The following is a 24801-nucleotide window of genomic DNA, read 5'->3' on the forward strand; positions in this document are numbered from 1 at the left end:
AACCGGAGATTCGTAGTTAGTACCACAGTCCATACAGGCGAATTTCATGATTCAATCCCCATGATAGCCAGACGCTCGGTCAGTGTGGTGTTGGTGATATCAACCAGCTTGTAATACAAGCCTTGAGTGTTGAGGTAGTTAACGAGGCCAGTGTAAGAGCTGAAATAATCCCATTCGCCGGAAATGTAGACAGATACGGAGTGGTCAGGCATTAAGTCGTAGTAGATTTTTTCAGCAGCCATCATTAACGAGCCTCGATTTTTGCGTTAACTGCATGAATAAGGCGGCGTGTCATTTCGCAGTCAGCTAAGGCGCGGTGAGCGCTAAGGTCTGAAACGTCAACACCTTGTTGCTTGCAAGCGTTGGTAAGAGATTGCCAGCGGTAACCACCGTTAACAGTGTCAGGATGCCCCCAAAACTGAGCATACCAACGCATAGCGCAAACACCACCGCCGAAAAAGTGAACGAGGTTAGCAACTGGATAGTCAAATGGGCGTAGAGACTGAGCAAACATGCGATAGTCAAAATCAAGGTTGTAAACGTAGACAGCAGAGTCAGATAGGTAACCTTTGATGTCGTTCCAGACCTTATCAAAGGCAGGCATATCAATAACCATATCGCTAGTAATGCCGTGGATTGCAGTAACTTCAGGAGAGATTAGACATAAAGGATTAACAAGACTGCTATAAAGCTTAATGCCAGTTTGAGCATCAATGATTGAAACTTCACAGATACGAGCGTCAGAGTCTAGGCCCGTGGTTTCGGTATCGAGAATAACAGCGTTTTCTAAATTGAGTGTTTGCATGACAACCCCCTAAAGTTGTTTGAGCGGCCACCCCAGAAGCTTAGGGAGCGACCAGAGCAGCCTAATATCGAATTTTGGATAGTGTAGTTTCCATAAAGCAGGATTGTAAATATGCAAAAAACAGTATTAGTAAGCTAGAATTGAGAAATAAACAGACAGCAGGAGTGATTGAAAATGTATGCCAACGAGCTGCTAGACGCCTATAAAGACGCTAAAAGATACATACAAGATAAGCAAATAGCGCATGATTTGAACTTATCACCTCAAAAGCTAAGCAACGTAAGGAAAGGAATTCGCTATCTCACTGAATCAGAAGCAATTTTTATTGCAAATGAAATTGGAGCAGAGAAAGAAACTGTATTGGTATATTTAGCGGCAGATAAAGCAAAAACGTACGAAGCGAAACAAGCTTGGGCGAACATAACAAAAAAGTATAACGGGCTAGGATTAAGAACAATATCAATGGGTTGCGGAGCATTGGCGTTAGCGATTAGCACGCCTAAAGAAGCGGCATTACAGTGCGCATTATGTATATTATGTTAAATTGCAAATGATCATATTTTAGTGTACGAATATTTCTTTCCTCTTTTCTATCTATCCTCATGATATTAAACATAATCAGTATTTACCATAAAATACCTAATAACTAGTCTGATAATCGAAGATTTCATTCTAGTTATTATTTATGCTGATCAATCCAAGAACCAGATTGGGTTCATGTTTTATTTTTGTAAGAGTTTATATCGAGGATCTTTTTCCAATTATCTTGAAAGTTATAGGTTTATTGGGTGAATTTGGTTGGATTATCCAGTGGTCGGAATGTTGAATAAGTGTTCCATTTGTATGTATTTCTAGTTCAGGAATTCGTGGCCCAATTATGTATTGATTTGGGTTTTTATCATCTTTAATCACTATAATTTCCTGTTCATTTACAAATACAGAACAATTTGGCGTTGGAGTGCAGCTCGTCATGTCGACGTTTTGATAAGAAAAAGTCCTCCAGAAAAAAGCGACCAAAAGAATGAGTGATGTGATTAGTATTTGAGCAAACCTGTGTTTTGTAAGCTTTTCTGAAGCCATGATGCTTCCTTCCTCGTGTAACAAACTTCAAAGTTTTGAAATAAAAGGCCAAATCCTGAACAACTGTAAGGTTACTACTCTGTCATTGAATTGTTAATTGCAGTATAGTTGACGGTTGAAAATGCCACTTTTTTTTAAAGTCAGCAATAGATAGTAACGTTCTGATAAAGCAGTATTTCTATTGTGGATTTGGGGGGCATTACGACATGTGTCGTGTTGGAAGTAAAGTGTAGTTAATTAGAAATTGGAAGCATGCAAATGAGCCAAGAAAAGCAGCTTGAACAAAACTACAACTATACAGTTGTTCGGCAATTTACCTTAGTGACTATTCTCTGGGGTATTGTTGGTATGGCTGTAGGTGTTTTGATTGCCGCTCAATTAGTTTGGCCACAGCTAAACTTTGATACGCCGTGGTTGACGTACAGTCGCTTACGTCCTCTGCATACTAATGCGGTTATTTTTGCGTTTGGTACAAGTGCCCTCTTTGCAACATCTTATTATGTTGTTCAGCGTACTTGTCAAACTCGTCTATTTGGTGGTCCTCTTGTGCCCTTCACCTTTTGGGGATGGCAAGCCATTATTTTATCTGCAGCAATAACTTTACCTTTGGGTTATACCTCCGGTAAAGAATACGCGGAATTAGAATGGCCAATTGATATCGCCATTGCTCTTGTATGGGTATCTTATGCGATAGTGTTTTTTGGAACACTCGTCAAGCGTAAGACGGCACATATCTATGTGGCAAACTGGTTCTTCGGAGCTTTTATCCTTACTGTTGCTGTATTACATATTGTAAATAGCATGGCAATCCCTGTTTCTATGGGTAAATCGTATTCAGTTTACGCTGGGGCGGTGGATGCTATGGTTCAGTGGTGGTACGGTCATAATGCGGTGGGTTTCCTGCTTACTGCCGGCTTCCTTGGTATGATGTATTACTTTGTACCAAAACAAGCTGAACGCCCTGTTTATTCATACCGTTTATCGATTGTTCACTTTTGGGCTTTGATCTCTCTTTACATTTGGGCTGGTCCGCACCATTTACACTACACTGCTCTGCCTGACTGGACTCAGTCACTTGGCATGGTGATGTCGTTGGTGTTGTTTGCTCCTTCATGGGGCGGGATGATCAACGGGATCATGACGTTATCTGGTGCTTGGCATAAACTGCGCTATGACCCAATCTTACGATTCCTCATCGTTTCATTGTCATTCTACGGAATGTCTACGTTTGAAGGACCAATGATGTCGATTAAGACAGTTAATGCACTGTCACACTACACCGACTGGACTATTGGTCACGTGCATTCTGGAGCTCTAGGTTGGGTGGCAATGGTGTCGATTGGTTCGGTATACCATTTAATCCCTCGCCTATTTAACCAAGAGCGTATGTACTCTGTTAGTTTGATCAATGCTCACTTCTGGTTAGCGACTATTGGTACGGTGCTCTACATCGTTGCGATGTGGATTTCAGGTGTTATGCAGGGCTTGATGTGGCGTGCTGTTAACTCTGACGGTACGTTAACGTACAGTTTTGTTGAGTCTGTCCAAGCCTCTTACCCATTCTATACCGTTCGATTCATTGGTGGATTTATCTTCTTAGCAGGTATGTTCCTGATGGCTTACAACACGTATAAAACGGTTTTTGCACCAGATAATAGCTTAAAAGCTATTCCTCAACCGGCATAAGGAGATGAAAGAATGAGTTCTAATAATCGCCATGAAATCATCGAACGTAATGTCGGTTTACTGGCTATTTTCATTATTTTTGCCATCAGTTGGGGAGCCTTGGTTGAAATCACGCCATTGATTTTCCAAAAGCAAACTACTGAGCCTGTTGAAAATCTTAAGCCCTACACTGCGCTGCAACTTGAAGGCCGTGATATCTATATTCGCGAAGGTTGTAACGTTTGCCATAGCCAAATGATTCGCCCATTCCGTTCCGAAACGGAGCGTTATGGTCATTATTCGGTGGCTGGTGAAAGTGTTTGGGAGCATCCATTTGTGTGGGGTTCGAAGCGGACTGGGCCTGATTTGGCTCGTGTTGGTGGTCGTTATTCTGATGAATGGCATCGAGTTCACTTGACTAATCCTCGCGAACTGGTTCCTGAATCAAACATGCCCGGTTTTCCTTGGCTAGCAAAAAATGTGTTGGACGGCAAGCTTACGCAAAGCAAACTTGAATTATTCCGTAATCAGTTTGGTGTGCCGTATACCGATGAACAAATCGCGAATGCAGCAAAAGATGTCGAAGGGAAATCAGAAATGGATGCAATCATTTCTTATCTTCAATCTCTTGGTCACGCAATGAAGTAAGGGGTAGTTATGGATATCGGTACTATTCACAGTATTTGGACCATAGTGCTGTTCGTCTGTTTTATAGGCGTAGTGTGGTGGGCCTATGGCAAAAACCGTAAAGCTCGTTTCGATGAAGCGGCTAACCTCATTTTTGCCGATGAACAGCCCAAATCCTCTAAGGAACAAGGAGTGACTAAACAATGACGACATTTTGGAGTCTATGGGTCATAATCATTACGGTGGGAACTTTGCTGGGCTGTGCGATTCTGCTCGTTTGGTGTTTAAAAGACAAAATGGGAGTGGAAGAAGGCTCGGATATGGGCCATGAATACGATGGTATTCGTGAGCTCAACAACCCTCTGCCTAAATGGTGGACCTATCTTTTTATTAGTACGTTTATTTTTGCCGCTATCTATCTGACCCTCTATCCTGGGTTAGGTAGTTTTAAAGGTGTACTTGGTTGGCAAAGTTCAGATCAAACCATTCGCTCTCTTGATGAGTCCAAAGCCTCGATTGCAAATGCGCAAAACAATAAAGTGTTAGTACAGTATGCAAAAGAGTTAGATGACGCAAACACCTACTTTGGTGAAGCATTTAAACGCTTAGCTTATACTGGCGGCGGTTCGGATTTACGCCCTATTCCTGAAATTGCAGCAGATTCTGATGCATTGAAGGTTGGTCAGCGTTTATTCTTACAAAACTGCTCTCAGTGTCATGGTTCTGACGCTCGTGGTCAAAAAGGCTTTCCGAATCTAACCGATAATGCTTGGTTATATGGTGGTGAACCAGAAGCGATTGTGACCACTATCCGACATGGTCGTATTGGACAAATGCCAGCTTGGAAAGATGTCCTCGGTGAGCAAGGTGTGAAGGAAGTGGTGAGTTATACCCTAAGCCTTTCTGGGCGTTCTGTGAACGTTCGAGAAGCGGAAGCAGGTAAAGCTCGCTTCGTCGTTTGCGCCGCTTGTCATGGTACGGATGGTAAAGGTAACCCTGCGTTTGGAGCACCTGATCTTACTGATAACGATTGGTTATTTGGTGACTCAAGAGCCGATGTTACTCAAACGGTCATGCATGGCCGATCAGGTGTTATGCCTTCTTGGAATGACATTCTCGGTGAAGATAAAGTTCAACTGGTTGCTGCTTACGTGTGGAGTTTAAGCAATACAGAGAACTAATTGCACAACAAAGGCAGCTCTTTATTAGGGCTGTCTTTCTTCTCTTTTTAATAAGCCTTCTTTATTTTGTTGTTGAGAACTTTTTTATGGTAACTCCTTGGTATAAACAATTCTGGCCGTGGTTTCTGATCATCTTACCGTTAACTGTGGTGATATGGACGATTGCAACGGTTATCGTCTTTTCTCAGAATTCAGTGTCATTGGTGACAGAGGATTACTACAAAAAAGGCAAAGGCATTAATATTGACCTATCAAAAATTAACGAAGCAAAAGCATTAAAGCTCAGCTCGGAAGTCTACTCTGAAGGTAATGATATTATCTTCAAATTTAATAAAGGTGAGCTTGAACACTACCCCGCGATTAAAATGATGTTTGCTCATCGGACACTGCCAGACCGTGATTTCACACAACTTGTCGCATCGGATGCACAAGGTATATATCGCATTACCCTGCCTGCCCCGTTACAAGGCCCTTGGTTCATCGAACTCACTCCTCACAATGAGGAGTGGTTAATCCAAGGTCGAGTAACGTTTCCAATGCCAACTTCTACTCAATTAATGAATTAAACTATGTGCAAAGCGTGTTACCACTGTGGTGAAGATGTACCAGCCAACACGGATTATAAAGTTGATATTCTAGGTGAAAGCAGAGATATGTGTTGTCCCGGTTGTGAAACCGTGGCTAAAACCATTGTAGAGAGTGGCCTAGTATCTTATTACCAATACCGAACGACCACTGCAGATAAAGTGGAGCTTGTGCCAGAGCAGCTCAAAGCACTCATTCATTATGATAATGATGATGTACAAGCAGAGTTCGTTCGTAACGACAACGAAACGTCCGAAGTAACGTTATCGTTAGAAGGTGTTTCCTGTGCGGCTTGTGCTTGGTTAATTGAAAAACAACTCTCTCATAAAAATGGGGTAATTTCGATAAGGGTCAATACCACTACCAACCGTGCTTTACTCAGTTGGGATAAGACACAAACACGACTCAGTGAATTACTCTCCACTATTCATAAATTAGGTTATAAGGCTGCCCCTTTTGAAGCAGATGCACATGAGGCAGCCTACCATCAATCAATGAAGCAATATCTTTATCGCTTGGGTATTGCAGGTCTAGCCACCATGCAAGTGATGATGCTTGCTGTGGCGCTCTATCTTGAGGTCTTCGGTGATCTTGATTCTGAGTTTCGCAATTATTTTCGTTGGGTTAGCTTGATCTTTGCAACCCCCGTACTTTTATACTCTGCCCTTCCCTTTTACCTCAATGCTTGGCGAAGCATTAGAGGCAGAACATTAGGTATGGATGTCCCTGTTTCTATCGCTCTTATTTTTGCGTATGTTGCTAGTCTGATAGCGACAGTGACTGAACAAGGCGAAGTCTTTTTTGAATCCATTTCAATGTTTACCTTTTTCTTACTGGTTGGACGATTTTTAGAGATGCGGGCGCGTAGAAAAGCCGCGGCGGCTAGCGGCAATTTACTGAAATTGATCCCTGCGGTTGCAACTACGTTGGATGGCCGTCAAGTACCTGTAAAAACTCTAGCTCTTGGTGATCGAATTCGCGTGTTGCCTGGAGAACACGTCCCTGCTGATGGTCGAGTGTTGAATGGGCGTATTCATATTAATGAATCAATGTTGACCGGTGAATCAGTACCAGTTGTCAAAACAGTCGGTGATGCTGTTTTTGCTGGTACATTAAATGGCGATGAGTCTTTCGAGTTGGAAGTCACTGCATCTAAAGCGGATTCCGTTATTTCCAATATTGTTAGACTGCAAGATGAAGCTCAAATGTCTAAGCCTAAGATTGCAGAAATTGCTGATATTGTCGCGAGATATTTTGTGGCTGTAATTTTGATTATTGCAGCAGCCACTTGGTTTTATTGGCACCAGACAAAACCTGAAGATGCATTTTGGATCATGTTAGCGGTCTTGGTGGCAACCTGCCCGTGCGCGCTTTCTCTTGCCACCCCCACAGCCATCACTTGCGCTACATCACGAATGGGTGACTTTGGTATTTTATTGAGAAAAAACCATGTCTTTGAAACACTTTGCAAAGTTAACCATTTGATTATTGATAAAACGGGAACGTTGACCCGTGGTGATATCGAAATTAGTGACGTTGAGTTGCATGGTGATATAGACGAAAACCATTGTTTGGCGCTAGCCGCTGCTTTGGAGCATCATGCCAATCACCCCATTGCCAGAGCGTTTGCGCAATATCGTAATGACGAGTTTCGTGTTGAGCATGTGCAGAATATGATTGGGTCTGGTATTCAAGGTAAATATTTAGGCGGCGATGTTCGTATCGGCAGCGCCGAATTTGTTTTGAACGACATCAGTGATGATCGAGCAAATCGTATTTATCTGTCGCTCAACGGGCAACACATTGCGACCTTCACGTACCGCGATCCTATCCGTAGTGAAGCGAAACAATTTATCGATCGTTTCCATCATGAAGGAATTAAGATCACGCTATTAACGGGTGACTCTCAACTTAATGCACAAAGTGTGGCCGCCGAAATGGACATCGATATTGTCGTATCGAATGCCAAACCAGAAGATAAACTGAGTTACTTAAAGTCGTTACCAGATGATGATATCACCATGATGATTGGTGATGGCATTAATGATGCGCCAACGCTTGCTGGTGCACACTTATCAGTCGCTATGGGTGGTGGAACCGATGTCGCAAAAGCATCCGCTGATATGGTTTTACTTGGTGATAAACTCGACAGATTATTGGAAGCCAGAAGCTTAGCGTTAAAAGCTCGCAAAATCATTCGGGAAAATTTAGCGTGGTCACTTGGATACAATATTATTGTTTTGCCACTCGCCGTTGCGGGGCTGGTTGCTCCTTACATTGCCGTTGTGGGCATGTCGGCGAGTTCGATTATTGTGGTATCTAATTCTCTTCGACTACTCAAAAATAGGGATAAGTAGATGGAAAGTATTTATATATTGATCCCCATAGCGATCGTTTTGGTTACGATCGCCGTCATCATCTTTTTATGGGCAGTAAAAAGCGAACAGTTTGAAGATTTAGAACGCCAAGGACACAATATTTTGTTTGATGAAGATGAACTTACCTCATCAAAAGAAGAGAAAAAATGACCGCAGATTGGATTGGTGCTTTCTTTATCGGTTTACTTGGAGCTGGCCACTGTATGGGAATGTGTGGCGGGATTGCTTCTCTTTTGACCTTAGGTGAAAAACGCAGTGATCGACTCCCAATACTGCTTGTTTTTTACAACCTTGGGCGTATTGCCAGCTATATGCTGTTTGGCGGTTTATTAGGAGGCCTCGCCGCCTCGCTATCCGAATTTTCTACACTTAATCATGCGTTGATTTGGTTGCGGCTCATTGCGGCAGGCCTAATGATTGTACTTGGATTGTATGTTGGGCGTTGGTGGTTTGGGCTGTTGAAGCTGGAGAAGGTTGGGCAAAAAATCTGGAGTTTTATTTCGCCTTTTGGGCAATCATTGCTCCCGCTTAGGAAAACGTGGTTCGCTCTCCCTTTTGGGTTTATCTGGGGGTGGTTACCTTGTGGGCTAGTTTACTCGGTACTGACTTGGTCTGTGGTGTCCGGTAGTGCACTGTCAGGGGCATTGGTTATGGCCTCTTTTGGTCTGGGAACCTTACCTGCGATGCTTCTTGTTGGTTATGGCGCGACCCGTTTGAAGAACATTCAACAATCACTCATATTTCGTCATTTTGCTGCGATTTTTATCATACTCTATGGTCTATACACGGGTTATGGAGCAGTGAGTATTTTATCATCTACGTGGTAGCTGTCTGATTTATGGCATCTTTTTTCGCTATCCTTTAGGGGTAATGGGTGCTAAAATATTGATGTACATCAAAAAGTGAAAGGTTGTTATGATTTCTGATAAGCCAGCGGCAAAGCGCATTCAATCTGGTGGTTGTGCAATTCACTGTCAAGATTGCAGCATTAGCCAGCTTTGTATTCCTTTTACTCTCAATGAATCTGAACTTGATCAACTTGATCAAATTATTGAGCGTAAAAAACCTATCCAAAAGGGCCAAGAGCTATTTAAAGCTGGTGACGACCTTAAGTCTCTCTACGCTATTCGCTCAGGTACAATTAAAAGTTATACCATTACTGAGCAAGGTGATGAACAAATCACTGCGTTTCATTTAGCGGGTGATTTAGTTGGTTTTGACGCGATCACTGATGATTCTCATCCTAGCTTTGCTCAGGCTCTAGAAACATCAATGGTATGCGAAATACCCTACGAAATTCTTGATGATCTTTCGGGTAAAATGCCTAAGTTACGTCAGCAAATTATGCGCTTGATGAGTAATGAAATTAAGGGCGACCAAGAGATGATTCTTCTGCTATCTAAAAAGAATGCAGAAGAAAGATTAGCGGCTTTTCTTTATAACTTGTCGACTCGTTTCTCTCAGCGCGGCTTTAGCCCTAGAGAGTTTCGTCTGACAATGACTCGTGGTGATATCGGTAACTACCTTGGTCTCACTGTTGAAACGATCAGTCGTCTACTCGGCCGTTTTCAGAAGTCTGAAATCCTTAGCGTTAAAGGCAAATACATCACAATCCTTGACCATGACCAACTGATGGAACTGGCAGGCGTATCTAAAGAAACTAAGTAACTTCAATGAGGTAGCTCTTAAATGAGCTACGTCATACTTCTGTTAAAAACTCTCTTTTTTTCTAAAATTCTCGCTGGTTATGAGCTAAAGTAACTCTAACGCCCTCCTCCATAATTAAGGAGTCGATATGAGTATTTATAGCAAGATTCTGGTAGTTGCTGACATCAACCACGATGAACAACCCGCCCTTGCCAGAGCCATACAGTTAGCGCAGCAAAGCACGTCTTCTAGCCACATTACATTTTTTCTATCTATTTATGATTTCTCTTATGACATGACGTCGATGCTCTCTGTTGATGAACGTGATGCTATGCGACGTGGTGTTATCCATCAGCGCGAGCAATGGATGAGGAAAGTAGCTGAACCGTATATTGATAGTTCGATCCAATTTGAAGTAAAAGTGGTGTGGCATAACCGCCCTTATGAAGCGATTATTGCTGAGATATTTTACGGAGAACATGACATTCTGATCAAAGGGACGCGCAAGCATGATGTCCTGGAATCCGTTATTTTTACACCGACAGATTGGCACTTATTACGTAAATGCCCAACTCCAGTGCTATTGGTTAAAAATTCAGATTGGCCACAGAATGCGAATATAATCGCTTCGGTACATGTGGGGTCAGAAAATCCGGCTCATATTGATTTAAATGATTGCATGGTTGAACAACTAAAAAGCCTCACCACTCGTTTAGGTGCGACACCTTATCTGGTGAATTCATACCCTATTACGCCAGCGAATATTACCATTGAGCTGCCCGAGTTTGATCCAATGACCTACACTGATGCTGTTCGTGGTCACCACTTGATGGCAATGAAGGCATTGCGACAAAAGCATGGTATAGATGAATCGCAAACACTTGTAGAACAAGGCTTGCCTGAAGACGTCATTCCTCAAGCAGCCGAAAAGCTCAATGCGGCGATGGTTATTCTTGGTACGACGGGGCGTACAGGGTTATCGGCAGTATTTATTGGCAACACGGCAGAACAAGTCATTGATAAAATTAACTGTGATGTTTTAGCATTAAAGCCGCATGGCTACGTGAGCCCTTTAGATCCTAAAACCTCTATTTAAAATAGCCTGATCTATCATCGATCCCCCTTGTCATAGACGAGGGGGATTTTTTATCTTCCTTACTTGTTAGATCTGGCATCTGCGCTATTTATCCGTATCATACGCACTCTATTTTGTTTTAAAGATTAAAGACCAGACACTGATGACTGAGCAAATTCAAGAGCGCACCAAAGCTCAACAATATAATTTCAATAAACTTCAGAAGCGTATCCGTCGTAATACGGGTCAAGCCATTGCTGACTTTAATATGATTGAAGATGGCGACCGTATTATGGTATGTCTTTCTGGCGGTAAAGATAGCTTTACCATGCTGGATATTCTAATGAGCCTTCAGAAAAGTGCCCCTGTTAGCTTTGAGCTTATTGCCGTGAATCTTGATCAAAAACAGCCCGGATTTCCTGAACACATTCTGCCGCAGTACTTAGAGCAGCTAGGCGTTGAATATAAAATTGTCGAAGAAGACACGTATTCTATTGTTCAAGATAAGATCCCTGAAGGGAAAACCACCTGCTCACTTTGTTCACGCTTACGCCGCGGCATTTTGTACCGTACAGCCAAAGAACTCGGTGCGACGAAAATTGCGTTAGGCCATCACCGTGACGACATTCTAGAAACGCTATTTTTGAACATGTTTTATGGTGGAAAGATCAAAGGAATGCCACCTAAACTTGTGTCTGATAACGGTGAACATGTGGTAATTCGCCCTCTAGCCTACTGTCGTGAAAAAGACATTATCAAATATGCGAACATGCGAGAGTATCCGATTATTCCATGTAATCTATGTGGCTCTCAGCCAAACATGCAACGTCAAAACATTAAGCAAATGCTAAATGGCTGGGATAAACAGTTCCCTGGGCGCATCGAGACCATGTTTAGTGCAATGCAAAATGTAGTGCCTAGCCATTTGGCTGATTTCAAGTTGTTTGACTTTAAGTCGATTAACCGTGATTCAGGCGTTATTAATGGCGGCGACATTGGTTTTGATAAAGAAGAGATGCCAATCCTAGCGCTCGAAGATGAGGATAGCGTGATGGAGTTTGATCCTAGTTTGAAGTTGGATGTCACCAATCTTTGATGTTCCTACAAAGATAAAAAGAATAAGGGCTGCGAATGCAGCCCTATTGATATTAGCCCAACATGTCTAATGTTTCGCTTTGGGAAGATAAGGTAACACGCGAACCGTTTCTTGTGGTAACTGCATCGATCCACCTTCACCCAGTTGACTGAGATCCACTTGGGCTTTGCCATTTTCTATGTTAATGGTTTCGCCGTTACTCAACTGAATGGCCGAATTCAAATTATTGGCAAATTCGAGTGTGACACCAGAAACATCGGGTGTGAACCAACTCGCAAACATCCCGCCGAGCTCTTCCAGTAATTTTTGCATCTGAGGTAATAAGATGGCGACCTGTTGGTAAGATATTTCTCCTTTGAACTGCTCTTTTGCCATGACAACAGTCGAAAAGTCACAACGCATATCTTGAGGAGTATCGACAAACACTAACGGATTCGCTTGCCGTAAATGATCGTCTAAAGGAAGTAGTAGCTCGTGGTTGCTACTGACTTTCAACGCTTCATAGTGCTTTTCTTTTTCCATCCAAGCCTTCTCTATTGGGCAGAGCTGCTTGGTATTGGCATTAAGGAAATAATAAGCGACTTTGACATTGGGGTACTCTTCTTTCACGTTATTTTTCATTGCTGAAAACAACTTGGAGTATGTAAACATATACTCTTGAGCGTTAACGGGAAATGCGTTAGCAAGGCATAGCGTTGTCAGTAATAAGGTAAGTGTTCTTTTTTTCATTATTATTCTGTCCAGAAAGGCTGATTGTGACGCATCATAGATTGAAGATCTTGCACATAAGCTTCTCCGCGCTCTGAGTATTTCAGTAAGCCATTGGTCATCTCCATGGCACTGTCGGCACTCAATAAATCGGCATTATTTTTTCTTAATCGAAAACGAATCTCTCGTAAATCATGATAAGCGGAGTTGCGGTTAACATTCATGAAGTAACCGTGGATTGACTCTTGAACAGAACCAAAACTCGCCACTTCGTGAGTCATACCTTCCACTCGTTGCAAAGGTACCAACCCACACCCTACACTGTAACACCATTGACCGAAATAGTTGTTTCCTTCAGTTGCAAAGCGAGAGGTTCCCCAAGCCGATTCATTCGCTGCCTGGGTCAAGACTAACGCTTCGGGTAAAACGTCAACTCGATGCAGCATGTTTTCTAGCCATGCGCTAGTGATGCCTTCTGCAGGAATCGGTACTTCATATCGCTTAGAGAGTTTTTGCGCCTCACTATAGTCACTTTTGGCTATCTGATTGCTTAGATGATGTTGTGCAATCCTCTCTAATATTTCACGCTCTCGCAAAACACGTAAATTTTCCCAAGCTATCCCTGGTTTTAAGAAAGAAAAAAAAGCATGCTTTTTCTCATTCACATCATCGATGGCTGAGAAGTCAGGCGCTTTTCCAACAGCTCTAGCACCTTGCAAAGATGGAATGTCGCTTTTGTAAGTCGTCTCAGTTGAGGTTTGCTTGACGTAATAAACGCTGCAGCTCACAACCACGAGCGAGATGGCGGTAAGTAAGATTATTTTACGCATTGAACACCTGAGAATTTGGATTATTGTCGGATTGATTAGTCGCTATGATCTTTAGTTTGATGCCAAACATATTGCGATAAATAATCCCTTTAGCATGGAAGAAGAAAGGTAATACAAAAATGAAACCTATCCCATAAAAGAGCGCGGCGGCAACGAACATCAGCATGATCACGGAATAAATCACGGCAATAGGAACGATTTTTTTATTGACTGCGCGTAAGGATAATAGCAGTGATTGCATAGGTGGAACCCGTTTTTCGCAGATCAATAAGATGGATTGGCTAAACGCAATACTCAAATACATTGATAGCAATGGGAAAATCATTCCTGCTACACCTTGCAGTAATAAGCTGAATAGCGTTGCTAAAATCACTGGGATGGTGAACTGTAATCCCTTACCTATGTGTCTTGGCTGTGTTCTTAACCCAGCGACATGACTCATCGCCATTAAGCTCACGCCAGCATAAATAGGTGCACTAACGACCTCATAGCTAAAATTAGCCACAAAAATAGCTTGTACAATATTGCCTGTGAAAGCTTCTGGTGTTTCTAACGCATCCAAGATTAGTGATGGATCACCCAGTTGCAATTTTAAAGCAATATAGAAGATCGCAAGCTGCACAAATAAAAGAATCACGATGGAAGGAGAAAAGGAGATAAATTGCTTGATCGTACAATCCCATGCCTCTTTGAGCACGGCGTTGACTTTTAGCTCGTAATCTCCCTTGAGCGCATGCTCTACACTACCGCCTAAATTGAAATCTTTTTCAATATCATTATTCATAAAATGTCCTAGGCAACGGAAAAGCAAGTTGCCTGTATTTGGGTCACAAAGTTATTGTCATTATACTGCAATACACTCTAGTCCAAAATCAGAAGCCTAAACTGATCTTGCATTATTATGTGTTTGGTTGATAATTAACCACTTGAAAGCATTGAACAGTTAGTTAGTTCTGTATGGTAATCAATCTTTACTGCTACCTACAAAACTTTTTCTGTATCAATATAAGAAAACGCTTTGAATTCACTCTTTTGGTGATTATGATGCGCGCCTCAATTGTGTATAGCGACAGGTCGTAAGATAGGCATCCCTATAGACCAAGGTGGGAGAAAAACAGACGTTGAACGTAAAAAAATCAGTAGGAAAACCAGTAGTTCGTCTTTCTGGTATCAGTAAAAGTTTCGATGGTAAGGAAATCATTGGCAACCTAAACCTTGATGTTAATCATGGCGAATTCTTAACGATACTTGGTCCTTCTGGCTGTGGTAAAACAACAGTACTAAGAATGATTGCAGGTTTTGAAACCGCAGATCAAGGTTCAATTACTCTTGATAATCAAGATGTTACAAAAGTTCCTGCTGAACAGAGACACGTTAACACCGTCTTTCAAAGCTATGCACTTTTCCCACATATGACCGTATTTGAAAATGTCGCGTTTGGTTTGCGTATGCAAAAAGTGCCAACGGCGGACATTGAACCCCGTGTGATGGAAGCACTGCGGATGGTACGCCTCGACGCGATGGCCCAGCGTAAACCAAGTCAACTTTCTGGTGGTCAACAACAACGTATCGCTATCGCGCGTGCCGTTGTTAATAAACCTAAGGTTCTGTTGCTTGACGAATCTTTATCCGCGCTTGACTATAAACTGCGTAAGCAGATGCAAATGGAGCTTAAGCAGCTTCAACGTCAGCTTGGGATCACCTTTATCTTCGTTACGCACGATCAAGAAGAAGCCTTATCAATGTCGGATCGCATTATTGTTATGCGTGAAGGGAAAATTGAGCAAGATGGCTCTCCACGTGAAATTTACGAAGACCCTAAAAACCTATTTGTTGCTCGCTTCATCGGTGAGATCAACGTATTTAATGCTGAAACGATTGAACGAATTGACGATAAGCGTATTCGTGCACATATCGAAGGTGTTGAAGCGGTGGTTTACCACGATCAAAATGTACAACCCGGACACAAACTACAAGTTTTGCTGCGTCCTGAAGATCTTCGCATCGAAGAGATTAAAGAGTCAGAAGAAAAAGGCATTGTTGGGCACGTGACAGAACGTACCTACAAAGGCATGACTCTAGAATCTGTAGTCGAATTGGAAGAATCAGGCATGCGCGTGACGGTTAGCGAATTCTTTAACGAAGATGATCCTGATGTGGACCATTCTCTCGGCCAGAAAGTCGCTATCACTTGGGTTGAAAGCTGGGAGGTAGTACTCGATGATGAGCAAGAAGCTTAATCTTCAAAATGCTATTATCACATTGATTGTTGGGTGGTTAGTGCTGTTTGTGCTAATCCCTAACGTTATGATCATTGGTACTAGCTTTTTGACTCGCGATGAAGCCAACTTAATTGAAATGACCTTCACGCTTGATAACTATACACGCTTATTGGATCCACTTTACGCCAAAGTGCTCATGCACTCTTTCTATATGGCAATTGTGGCTACCCTTCTCTGCTTGGTTATTGGTTATCCATTTGCCTACATTGTCGCAAAAATGCCACAAAAATGGCGTCCAATTATGCTGTTTTTGGTGATTGTTCCTTTTTGGACGAACTCTCTTATCCGTACCTACGGATTAAAAATAGTGCTGGGTACGCAAGGCATCCTAAACCAAGCTTTAATGGCTTTAGACATCATAGACAAACCACTGCGTATTATGTACACCGAGACAGCGGTAATGATTGGCTTGGTTTACATCTTGCTGCCTTTTATGATTCTTCCGCTCTATTCTGCTATTGAAAAATTGGACGATACCTACATTGAAGCCGCGAGAGATCTAGGGGCAAATAAGCTTCAAACTTTGCTGAAGGTAGTGTTGCCATTGACCATGCCGGGTATCATCGGGGGCTGCTTATTGGTGTTACTGCCAGCATTAGGTATGTTCTATATTGCTGACTTACTCGGTGGCGCGAAAAACCTACTGATTGGTAACGTGATTAAGAGCCAAGTATTGAATGCTCGTGATTGGCCATTTGGCGCCGCGACCAGCATTGCCTTGACTCTGGCGATGGCTGTAATGCTTTATGCATACTATCGTGCTGGTAAGTTATTGAATAAGAAAGTGGAGCTAGACTAATGGGCAAAACAGTTAGATTTAGCTTTATGAGTTTAGTGTATGTATTTCTATACCTACCGATCATAGTGCTGATTGTAAACTCATTTAATGACAACAAATTTGGTATTAAATGGGGCGGTTTCACTACCAAGTGGTACCACGCTTTAGTTGCAAACGACAGCTTAGTTCAGGCCGCATGGCACTCGCTGAATGTAGCGGTTTTTTCAGCCACAGCAGCGACGCTGATTGGCAGTTTAACTGCTGTAGCCCTTTTTCGTTATCAATTTAAAGGTAAACGTGCAGTTAATGGTATGTTGTTTGTTGTGATGATGTCCCCAGATATTGTCATGGCAATTTCGCTACTTGCGCTATTCTTAGTGTTAGGTGCTCAGCTAGGTTTTCTTACTTTGTTGATTGCACACATTACATTCTGCTTACCTTTCGTTGTTGTGACTGTTTACAGTCGCCTCAACGGATTTGATGTAAAGATGCTCGAAGCTGCCAAAGATCTCGGTGCTGGCGAATGGGTGATTTTGACCAAAATCATTTTGCCATTAGCGAAACCGGCAGTTGCGGCTGGTTGGTTGCTGAGTTTCACACTGTCATTAGATGATGTGATCATTAGCTCGTTTGTAACCGGCCCTACTTACGAAATTTTACCATTGAAGATTTATTCTATGGTTAAAGTTGGCATTTCCCCAGAAGTTAACGCTCTGGCGACCGTGATGTTAGTTGTCTCATTGGCTCTAGTAATCACATCACAGTTGTTAGCAAGGGAAAAAGTGAAGTAGAATCGATATCTTGTAATACATTACGCGAAACAGAATGACAAATCGTCATTCTGTTTTTCTATCTAACGCCTAAAAATAGGCAACGTTTGGTTTGGAGCTAACGTCAATGAAAAAATGGGCTACTCTATTAGCTGGTAGTGCATGTGCGCTTTCTTTGTTCTCTGGAGCAGTAACAGCGGATGAAAACAAGGAACTAGTATTCATGAACTGGGGGCCGTACATTAACAGTGGTCTTCTAGAGCAGTTTACGAAAGAGACCGGCATCAAGGTCATTTATTCAACTTATGAATCGAATGAAACCCTGTATGCAAAGCTAAAAACTCACAACCAAGGTTATGATCTTGTTGTTCCATCCACCTACTTCGTTTCTAAAATGCGCGATGAAGGTATGTTACAAAAGATTGATAAGTCTAAATTAAGCAACTTTAAAAACCTTGATAACAACTATTTGAATAAACCTTACGATCCAAATAATGATTATTCAATTCCACACGTGGTTGCTATCACTGGGCTTGCGGTTAATACCGATATGTATGATCCCAATGATTTCCAAAGCTGGGGTGACCTATGGAACCCAGAGTTGAAAGGCCAGCTAATGTTGATGGATGATACTCGTGAGGTATTCCACATTGCCCTTCGTAAGTTAGGTTACTCAGGTAACACTACGGATGAAAAGCAAATTGATGAGGCCTACGCTGAGCTGCAAAAACTAATGCCCAATGTATTGGTATTTAACTCAGATAATCCTGCCGCTCCTTACCTCTCTGGTGAAGTTGGCTTAGGTATGCTGTGGAATGGCTCTGCTGCAGCGGCGCAAAAAGAAGGCTTGCCAATTAAGCTTGTTTTCCCTAAAGAAGGCGGTATCGGTTGGGTTGACAACTTTGCTATCAGTTCTGGTGCCAAAAACGTAGAAGCCGCACATATGATGATCGACTTCTTGCTACGTCCAGAAATTGCAGAACAAATTTCTCGCGACACGGGTTATTTAACCGGCGTGAAAGCGTCTAATGAGAAATTTAAAGACAGCCCTGCTCTTTTCCCATCTCAAGATGATTTAGATCGTGTTGAATGGCAATCTGCCGTGGGTGAAAAAACTGTGCAGTATGAAGATTACTTTATGAAGTTAAAAGCGGGTCAATAATTCCGCAAAAAGTATGAAATAGGCAGCACTAGCTGCCTATTTTCGTTAAAACTGGTATACTTTGCACTTTCGTATCACGCACCCTTGCCTAGTTAAGCTTTGGCACCGACTAAAATGGAAACGTAATGAAAAGCACACTGTATGCTGGCGCTATTTGCGCAGCAACTCTATTCACTACGCCTGCAATGGCTGCAGATCAAGAGCTTTATTTTTACAACTGGTCTGAATATATCCCCCACGACGTTCTCGAAGATTTCACTAAAGAGACAGGAATTAAAGTCATTTACTCAACCTATGAGTCTAATGAAAGCATGTATGCCAAGTTAAAGACTCAAGGTTCCGGTTACGATCTTGTCGTGCCATCCACCTACTTTGTTTCTAAAATGCGTAAAGAAGGCATGTTGCAGGAGATTGACCACGCTAAGCTTTCTCATTTTGCTGATCTTGATTCTAACTATCTCAATAAATCGTTCGACCCAAACAACAAATTTTCTATCCCTTATATCTGGGGCGCAACGGGGATTGGTATTAATACCGATATGCTTGATAAATCACTGATCAAAAACTGGGGCGACTTATGGGATGCCAAATGGGAAGGTCAGTTGATGATGATGGACGATGCTCGTGAGGTGTTCCATATTGCACTGAGTAAGCTTGGTTACTCACCTAATACGACGGATCCTGACGAAATTAAAGCGGCCTATGAAGAGCTTAAAAAACTGATTCCAAACGTGTTAGTGTTCAACTCCGACTTTCCGGCAAACCCTTTTTTAGCGGGTGAAGTTTCTTTAGGTATGTTATGGAATGGCTCGGCGTATATGGCCCGCCAAGAAGGCGCTTCAATTGACATTATTTGGCCAGAAAAAGGCGCGATTTTCTGGATGGATAGCATATCCATTCCGGCTGGGGCCAAAAACGTTGATGCGGCTCATAAGATGATTGATTTCTTATTGCGTCCTGAGAATGCAGCAAAAATCGCATTAGAAATTGGTTACCCAACTCCCGTTAAAACAGCCTATTCACTGTTACCCAAATCTTTCGCCAATGATCCTAATATCTTCCCTCCACAATCTGTGATGGACAGCGGGTTTTGGCAAGATGAGGTGGGAGAAGCGAATGTGTTGTACGACGAATACTTCCAGAAGCTCAAAGTAAATAATTGATCATATTCAATGTTTAGATAACACGCCTACTCTAGGCGTGTTTCTTTTTTGGCATTTCTAACCCTAATATCTCTTCCACTAACCGCGGAACTTCAATACTGGCTTTACCGTAGCGTTTTTCCTCAAACTCACTTTCAACGGCACTCGGTTCTAAGTTGATCTCAATGGTGTGCGCGCCATGCATTCTGGCATCATGAACAAAGCCTGCAGCAGGATAAACAACGCCCGATGTACCGATAGAGATAAAAAGATCAGCCGTCTCGAGTGCTGAATAAATATCGCCCATGCGCAGTGGCATTTCGCCAAACCAAACAATATGAGGTCGCATTTGAGCTGGAATTTGACAGCAATGACAAAGCTCTCCGCTCAGAATGTCGTCTTTATGCTCTATTACTTGGTTAGAAACGCTGCAGCGTGCTTTAAGCAGCTCACCGTGCATATGAATCACCTGTTTGCTACCACCCCGCTCATGAAGGTTATCAATATTCTGCGTAATAATCGTTACGTTTCCCTCTAGCTCTTGCTCTAATTTACCAAGCGCGATGTGGGCGGCATTAGGTTGTATTGATTCAGATTGGAGTTTTCGACGACGCTGATTATAGAAATCCTGTACGAGATCGGGATCACGTGCGAAACCTTCAGGGGTCGCGACATCCTCTATTTTATGGTTTTCCCATAATCCGTCTTGGGCACGAAATGTTTTAATGCCTGATTCCGCTGAAATGCCTGCCCCCGTGAGGATCACGATATTCTTGTAGGGGAAATTCATACTATGTCCTTATTGCACGCTTTTTTGCTAGCTTAGCACCGATGCAATAACAACAGTAGTTTTGAGGGTTAGACCATAGTATAAAATGGCCATTGATTGCTTATTTTCTGTGACATAAACCGAGCTATGAAATAGACCGAAGTACCCCGCGACTTCGGTCTATATGTAATCAATCTTCGTTAATGGCGGAGATTTTATGGATAGCCAAATCCGCGCCGTTAAATTCGTCTTCTTCAGATAAACGCAATCCAGTCAATACATTGAGAGAGCCATAAACGATTGCGGCACCCAATACTGCCACTGAAATACCCAATAAGGTTCCTAGTAGTTGAACGGCGAGGCTGACACCACCTAGGCCGCCGAGTGATGATTGGCCAAAAATACCAGCGGCAATCCCACCCCATGCGCCGCAAACACCATGTAATGGCCATACACCTAATACATCGTCTATTCTCGTTCGGTTTTGTAGTTGAGTGAACAACCAAACAAATAAAGCACCCGCTACCACTCCCGTCACTAAGGCACCCAGTGGGTGCATCAAGTCCGATCCTGCACACACCGCGACTAATCCCGCTAGAGGACCATTGTGGATAAAGCCAGGGTCATTTTTTCCGACAATTAACGCTGCTAAAATACCACCAGTCATGGCCATTAAAGAGTTCATCGCGACTAATCCACTAATTCCATTTAATGTTTGCGCTGACATGACGTTAAAACCAAACCAGCCCACACAAAGAATCCACGCGCCCAATGCTAGGAACGGAATGTTGGATGGAGCAAAGTTGGTGTGCTTTCCTGCACGTACTCTTCCCTTACGCATTCCTAGAAACATGACAGCGATGAGTGCAATCCATCCGCCGACCGCATGCACGACCACCGAACCAGCGAAATCGTGAAAAGCAGCACCGAATTGAGCTTCAAACCAGCTTTGCACGCCATAATTGCCATTCCAAATCACTCCCTCAAACAGCGGATAAACAAACCCGACGGTGAAAAAAGTAGCAATGAGAATGGGGTAAAACCGAGCGCGCTCGGCAATGCCTCCAGAAACGATAGCAGGAATAGCGGCGGCAAACGTCAATAGAAAAAAGAACTTAACTAGATGATAGCCGTTCCCTTGGGCAAGGGTTTGTGCATCAGCAAAGAAATGAGCGCCGTAGGCTATCCAGTAACCGATAAAAAAATAGGCGATCGTAGAAATACCGAAATCGGCGAGAATTTTTACCAGCGCGTTCACTTGGTTCTTTTTACGCACAGTCCCCACCTCAAGAAAGGCAAATCCGGCGTGCATTAAAAACACCATGATTGCACCGAGCAGCAAAAATAGCGTATCAGAACTTTGAGTCAGGGCTTGTACGGCACCTTGAACCTGACTTACGGTTTGAGTCATCTTAGTGATTCTCCATTGAAATGTTGTGCACCAATCCTGTGCTACTTGATTATTTTCTCACCAATATAGTGAGTTATTGGTATTGAACAGCCTTAAAGCAAAATACATTCCAAAATAAACAAATGAATCAATAACTTTTCAATATCAAATAACTTATTGAAATAGAGTGAATTATATAAATATCAAGGGAGTTGTTGCATGATGGAAGAATAAACGCATTCATAAGAAGCGCACCAAATTGGAACGTGCGCTCCATTTTAATGCACTCTATTTTTTGGCTCGTTCCAGATTGCAGGCATTAAAAAGGCCTCCCGCAGGAAGCCTTTTCTTAAGAGTAAACCGTGGATTAGTTTACGCCACGAGATTTCAAGAATTCAGCATAAGTGCCTTTGAAATCGGTCAGTTTGTTATCACGGATTTCAATGATGCGCGTTGCCAGTGAATCCACAAATACGCGGTCGTGAGATACGAAGAACAGAGTCCCTTTGTAGTTCTCCAACGCCGTGTTGAGCGATTCGATCGATTCCATGTCCATGTGGTTGGTTGGCTCATCCATCAACAGCATGTTTGGCTTATGCATCATTAGCTTACCAAGCAACATACGGCCTTGTTCACCACCAGAGATGACCTTAACAGATTTCTTGATGTCATCTTGGCCAAACAACATGCGCCCTAAGAAGCTGCGGATCACTTGCTCGTCATCCCCTTCTTGACGCCATTGGCTCATCCAGTCAAACAGGTTCATATCTTCGGCAAAATCGTGCGCGTGATCTTGAGCGTAGTAACCAATGTTCGCGTTTTCAGACCATTTGTAGCTGCCGCTACGAGGCTCAAGTACACCCGCTAAGGTGTTAAGCAGTGTTGTTTTACCGACGCCGTTTTCACCAATGATCGCTACGCGTTCGCCTACTTCAAAAATGGCGTTGAAGTTACTGAATAGATCGTTTTCAAAACCTTGGCTAAGGTTTTCAACTTCTAACGCGTTGCGGAACAACTCTTTCGATTGTTCAAAACGAATGAAAGGGTTTTGGCGGCTAGACGCTTTAACTTCGTCCAATTGGATCTTGTCAATCTGCTTAGCTCGTGACGTCGCTTGCTTCGCTTTAGATGCGTTCGCAGAAAAGCGTGCAACGAAAGTTTGCAGTTCAGCAATCTGTGCTTTCTTCTTGGCATTATCAGAGAGCAGACGAGCACGCGCTTGCGATGCCGCTGTCATATACTCGTCGTAGTTACCCGCGTACAGACGCAGTTCACCGTAATCCAAGTCAGCCATATGTGTACATACGCTGTTTAAGAAGTGACGGTCGTGCGAGATGATGATCATGGTGCAGTTACGTTGGTTTAGCGTATCTTCTAGCCAGCGAATGGTATCCATATCCAAGTTGTTGGTTGGTTCGTCAAGCAGCATGATGTGTGGTTCAGCAAACAAAACTTGCGCCAATAGCACACGCAGTTTCCAACCTGGTGCCACTTCGCTCATCAAACCAAAGTGCTGTTCAAGAGGAATGCCTACCGCAAGCAACAATTCACCGGCTTTAGACTCGGCCATGTAGCCGTCCATTTCCGCGAATTCAGTTTCGAGATCCGCAACCTTCATGCCATCTTCTTCGGTCATTTCAGGCAGAGAATAGATACGGTCACGTTCTTGTTTAACTTTCCACAACTCTTTGTGGCCCATGATTACCGTGTCGATAACCGTGAACTCTTCGTAAGCGAATTGATCCTGATTCAGTTTCGCCACGCGTTCGTTAGGATCATAGCTAACGTTACCACTCGAAGGTTCAAGCTCTCCGCTTAGAATCTTCATAAATGTTGACTTACCACAACCGTTAGCGCCAATCAGGCCATAGCGATTACCTTCGCCAAACTTAACGGAAATGTTTTCAAACAGAGGCTTTGCGCCAAATTGTTGAGTGATATTCGCGGTGGAGATCAAAACCAGTACCTTAATAAATGTGAATTGTATAAAAAACTGCGCAACGTTACTTGTTCAAGGCTCGAACTGCAAGCGATGTTTTTGTTTCACTGCCCTCGTAGTGCGAGTAACTCGCTCATTTAATGCCTACCTGCCACTGATCATAAGTTTCGAGAGAGCAATCACATCCCCTGCGCTGGTTTTTGATACTTATTGATACATCTGCGACTATCACTGCAAACCTATAGGATACCCGTATGATTTCAGTTGCTTTGGTGGATGACCACCTCATGGTTCGCTCTGGTTTTGCACAACTGTTATCGGTTGAACCAGACATTCATGTCCACAGTGAGTATGGTAGCGCGCGCGAAGCATTTCGTGCGCTGGTGAACGCTTCTATCGATGTGGCAGTTATCGACATTTCAATGCCCGACGAAAGTGGGCTTGTGTTGTTAGAGAAACTGCGCCGCGCTCAGCCGGACTTTAAAGCCATCATTCTCTCTATTTATGATTCAGCGTCCTTTGTCAGTAAAGCGTTAGAAGCTGGCGCTTGTGGTTATTTATCAAAACGTTGTGGGCCTGGAGAGTTAGTGAGCGCCATTCGTACCGTGGCTAATGGTGATCGCTATTTGTGTGCCGATGCCTTAATTAACCTAAGCAATGCTTCAGGTACGCCATCTGTCCTTGAAGGGTTAACTAAACGCGAAAGAGAGGTGTTTGATCACCTGATTTTAGGCAAAGACGTCAAAGAGATTGGTTACGATTTATCAATTAGCCACAAAACGATTCACGTGCATCGGGCAAATATTTTAAGCAAACTGGGGCTTACCAACAATGTGGATCTCATCCGCTTTGCTATTACTCACCAACTGTTGGTTAACGAGACGTTATAGAA

Annotated in this window: 26 protein-coding genes; 18 read left to right on the plus strand and 8 right to left on the minus strand. The window is 42.9% G+C overall.

The window, feature by feature from the left end; genetic code table 11:
* Nucleotides 1–44: 44 nt before the first annotated feature.
* Entirely contained in the window at nt 45–245 is a 201-nt protein-coding gene (locus AACV32_RS13750) for a hypothetical protein (protein ID WP_249339504.1), read from the minus strand.
* Nucleotides 245–805: a 3'-5' exonuclease gene (locus AACV32_RS13755; protein WP_094144786.1), complete on the minus strand. Its 561-nt coding sequence runs from the start codon at nt 803–805 to the stop codon at nt 245–247. Before AACV32_RS13755 ends, AACV32_RS13750 begins: the two co-directional genes overlap by 1 nt.
* A 174-nt stretch (nt 806–979) precedes the next feature.
* Between AACV32_RS13755 and AACV32_RS13760 the strand changes: the two genes are divergently transcribed.
* The 12 genes from AACV32_RS13760 (at nt 980) to ttcA (ending at nt 12139) form a co-directional block, all read left to right on the plus strand.
* Nucleotides 980–1348 carry a DUF3693 domain-containing protein gene (locus AACV32_RS13760; RefSeq protein WP_170895289.1) on the plus strand — a complete coding sequence of 123 codons (369 nt, stop codon included), beginning with the start codon at nt 980–982 and terminating at the stop codon, nt 1346–1348.
* A gap of 795 nt (nt 1349–2143) precedes the next feature.
* Nucleotides 2144–3571, plus strand: a complete 1428-nt coding sequence (gene ccoN, locus AACV32_RS13770) for a cytochrome-c oxidase, cbb3-type subunit I (protein ID WP_026028003.1) — start codon at nt 2144–2146, stop codon at nt 3569–3571.
* 12 nt (nt 3572–3583) lie between these two features.
* On the plus strand, nt 3584–4198 hold the full coding sequence (gene ccoO / locus AACV32_RS13775; protein WP_013856896.1) for a cytochrome-c oxidase, cbb3-type subunit II: 615 nt from the start codon (nt 3584–3586) through the stop codon (nt 4196–4198).
* Nucleotides 4199–4207: 9 nt separating this feature from the next.
* A complete protein-coding gene (locus AACV32_RS13780) occupies nt 4208–4384 on the plus strand; it encodes a CcoQ/FixQ family Cbb3-type cytochrome c oxidase assembly chaperone (protein ID WP_010320252.1) in 177 nt (58 codons plus the stop codon).
* Complete coding sequence (ccoP, locus tag AACV32_RS13785; RefSeq protein WP_170895290.1) at nt 4381–5358, plus strand: cytochrome-c oxidase, cbb3-type subunit III; 978 nt, start codon at nt 4381–4383, stop codon at nt 5356–5358. Before AACV32_RS13780 ends, ccoP begins: the two co-directional genes overlap by 4 nt.
* 86 nt (nt 5359–5444) lie before the next feature.
* Complete coding sequence (locus AACV32_RS13790; protein ID WP_017042885.1) at nt 5445–5924, plus strand: FixH family protein; 480 nt, start codon at nt 5445–5447, stop codon at nt 5922–5924.
* Between the two features lie 3 nt (nt 5925–5927).
* Nucleotides 5928–8300 (plus strand): heavy metal translocating P-type ATPase, encoded by a 2373-nt coding sequence (locus AACV32_RS13795; protein ID WP_170895291.1) that lies wholly within the window; start codon nt 5928–5930, stop codon nt 8298–8300.
* Nucleotides 8301–8471 (plus strand): cbb3-type cytochrome oxidase assembly protein CcoS, encoded by a 171-nt coding sequence (gene ccoS, locus AACV32_RS13800; protein WP_170895292.1) that lies wholly within the window; start codon nt 8301–8303, stop codon nt 8469–8471.
* The gene (locus tag AACV32_RS13805; RefSeq protein WP_064625189.1) at nt 8468–9148 is read left to right on the plus strand and encodes a sulfite exporter TauE/SafE family protein; all 681 of its coding nucleotides are present in this window, start codon (nt 8468–8470) and stop codon (nt 9146–9148) included. The genes ccoS and AACV32_RS13805 overlap by 4 nt, the downstream gene beginning before the upstream one ends.
* 88 nt (nt 9149–9236) lie before the next feature.
* Nucleotides 9237–9989 (plus strand): FNR family transcription factor, encoded by a 753-nt coding sequence (locus tag AACV32_RS13810; protein ID WP_010320258.1) that lies wholly within the window; start codon nt 9237–9239, stop codon nt 9987–9989.
* Between the two features lie 127 nt (nt 9990–10116).
* A complete protein-coding gene (gene uspE, locus AACV32_RS13815) occupies nt 10117–11064 on the plus strand; it encodes a universal stress protein UspE (RefSeq protein ID WP_013856890.1) in 948 nt (315 codons plus the stop codon).
* A 142-nt stretch (nt 11065–11206) separates the two neighbouring features.
* Entirely contained in the window at nt 11207–12139 is a 933-nt protein-coding gene (gene ttcA, locus AACV32_RS13820) for a tRNA 2-thiocytidine(32) synthetase TtcA (protein WP_013856889.1), read from the plus strand.
* A 66-nt stretch (nt 12140–12205) separates the two neighbouring features.
* Here ttcA and AACV32_RS13825 read toward each other — a convergent pair whose 3' ends face one another.
* The 3 genes from AACV32_RS13825 to AACV32_RS13835 are packed head-to-tail and all read right to left on the minus strand — an operon-like array spanning nt 12206 to nt 14461.
* Nucleotides 12206–12868 carry a DUF2987 domain-containing protein gene (locus AACV32_RS13825; protein WP_094123673.1) on the minus strand — a complete coding sequence of 221 codons (663 nt, stop codon included), beginning with the start codon at nt 12866–12868 and terminating at the stop codon, nt 12206–12208.
* 2 nt (nt 12869–12870) lie between these two features.
* Nucleotides 12871–13677: a glucosaminidase domain-containing protein gene (locus AACV32_RS13830; protein WP_013856887.1), complete on the minus strand. Its 807-nt coding sequence runs from the start codon at nt 13675–13677 to the stop codon at nt 12871–12873.
* Complete coding sequence (locus AACV32_RS13835) at nt 13670–14461, minus strand: membrane protein (protein WP_026028002.1); 792 nt, start codon at nt 14459–14461, stop codon at nt 13670–13672. Before AACV32_RS13835 ends, AACV32_RS13830 begins: the two co-directional genes overlap by 8 nt.
* A 319-nt stretch (nt 14462–14780) precedes the next feature.
* On the opposite strand from AACV32_RS13835, the gene potA reads away from it, so the two are divergent.
* The 5 genes from potA to AACV32_RS13860 all read left to right on the plus strand — a co-directional run bounded on the left by potA (nt 14781) and on the right by AACV32_RS13860 (nt 19832).
* The gene (gene potA / locus AACV32_RS13840; protein ID WP_010320264.1) at nt 14781–15917 is read left to right on the plus strand and encodes a spermidine/putrescine ABC transporter ATP-binding protein PotA; all 1137 of its coding nucleotides are present in this window, start codon (nt 14781–14783) and stop codon (nt 15915–15917) included.
* Nucleotides 15901–16758 carry a spermidine/putrescine ABC transporter permease PotB gene (potB, locus tag AACV32_RS13845; RefSeq protein ID WP_026027331.1) on the plus strand — a complete coding sequence of 286 codons (858 nt, stop codon included), beginning with the start codon at nt 15901–15903 and terminating at the stop codon, nt 16756–16758. The genes potA and potB overlap by 17 nt, the downstream gene beginning before the upstream one ends.
* Entirely contained in the window at nt 16758–17528 is a 771-nt protein-coding gene (gene potC, locus AACV32_RS13850; protein WP_013856883.1) for a spermidine/putrescine ABC transporter permease PotC, read from the plus strand. Before potB ends, potC begins: the two co-directional genes overlap by 1 nt.
* A gap of 106 nt (nt 17529–17634) precedes the next feature.
* A complete protein-coding gene (locus AACV32_RS13855) occupies nt 17635–18669 on the plus strand; it encodes an extracellular solute-binding protein (protein WP_026027330.1) in 1035 nt (344 codons plus the stop codon).
* A 125-nt stretch (nt 18670–18794) separates the two neighbouring features.
* Nucleotides 18795–19832: an extracellular solute-binding protein gene (locus AACV32_RS13860; protein WP_013856881.1), complete on the plus strand. Its 1038-nt coding sequence runs from the start codon at nt 18795–18797 to the stop codon at nt 19830–19832.
* Between the two features lie 31 nt (nt 19833–19863).
* Here AACV32_RS13860 and cobB read toward each other — a convergent pair whose 3' ends face one another.
* The 3 genes from cobB to AACV32_RS13875 form a co-directional block, all read right to left on the minus strand.
* Nucleotides 19864–20601, minus strand: a complete 738-nt coding sequence (gene cobB / locus AACV32_RS13865; protein WP_013856880.1) for a Sir2 family NAD+-dependent deacetylase — start codon at nt 20599–20601, stop codon at nt 19864–19866.
* A gap of 169 nt (nt 20602–20770) precedes the next feature.
* The gene (locus AACV32_RS13870) at nt 20771–21991 is read right to left on the minus strand and encodes an ammonium transporter (RefSeq protein ID WP_170895293.1); all 1221 of its coding nucleotides are present in this window, start codon (nt 21989–21991) and stop codon (nt 20771–20773) included.
* A 346-nt stretch (nt 21992–22337) separates the two neighbouring features.
* Nucleotides 22338–23927 (minus strand): ABC-F family ATPase, encoded by a 1590-nt coding sequence (locus AACV32_RS13875; protein WP_017042874.1) that lies wholly within the window; start codon nt 23925–23927, stop codon nt 22338–22340.
* Between the two features lie 236 nt (nt 23928–24163).
* On the opposite strand from AACV32_RS13875, the gene AACV32_RS13880 reads away from it, so the two are divergent.
* The gene (locus tag AACV32_RS13880; protein WP_013856877.1) at nt 24164–24799 is read left to right on the plus strand and encodes a response regulator; all 636 of its coding nucleotides are present in this window, start codon (nt 24164–24166) and stop codon (nt 24797–24799) included.
* Nucleotides 24800–24801: the final 2 nt, after the last annotated feature.

Source organism: Vibrio sp. B7, from assembly GCF_963888765.1.
Classification (GTDB): domain Bacteria; phylum Pseudomonadota; class Gammaproteobacteria; order Enterobacterales; family Vibrionaceae; genus Vibrio; species Vibrio anguillarum.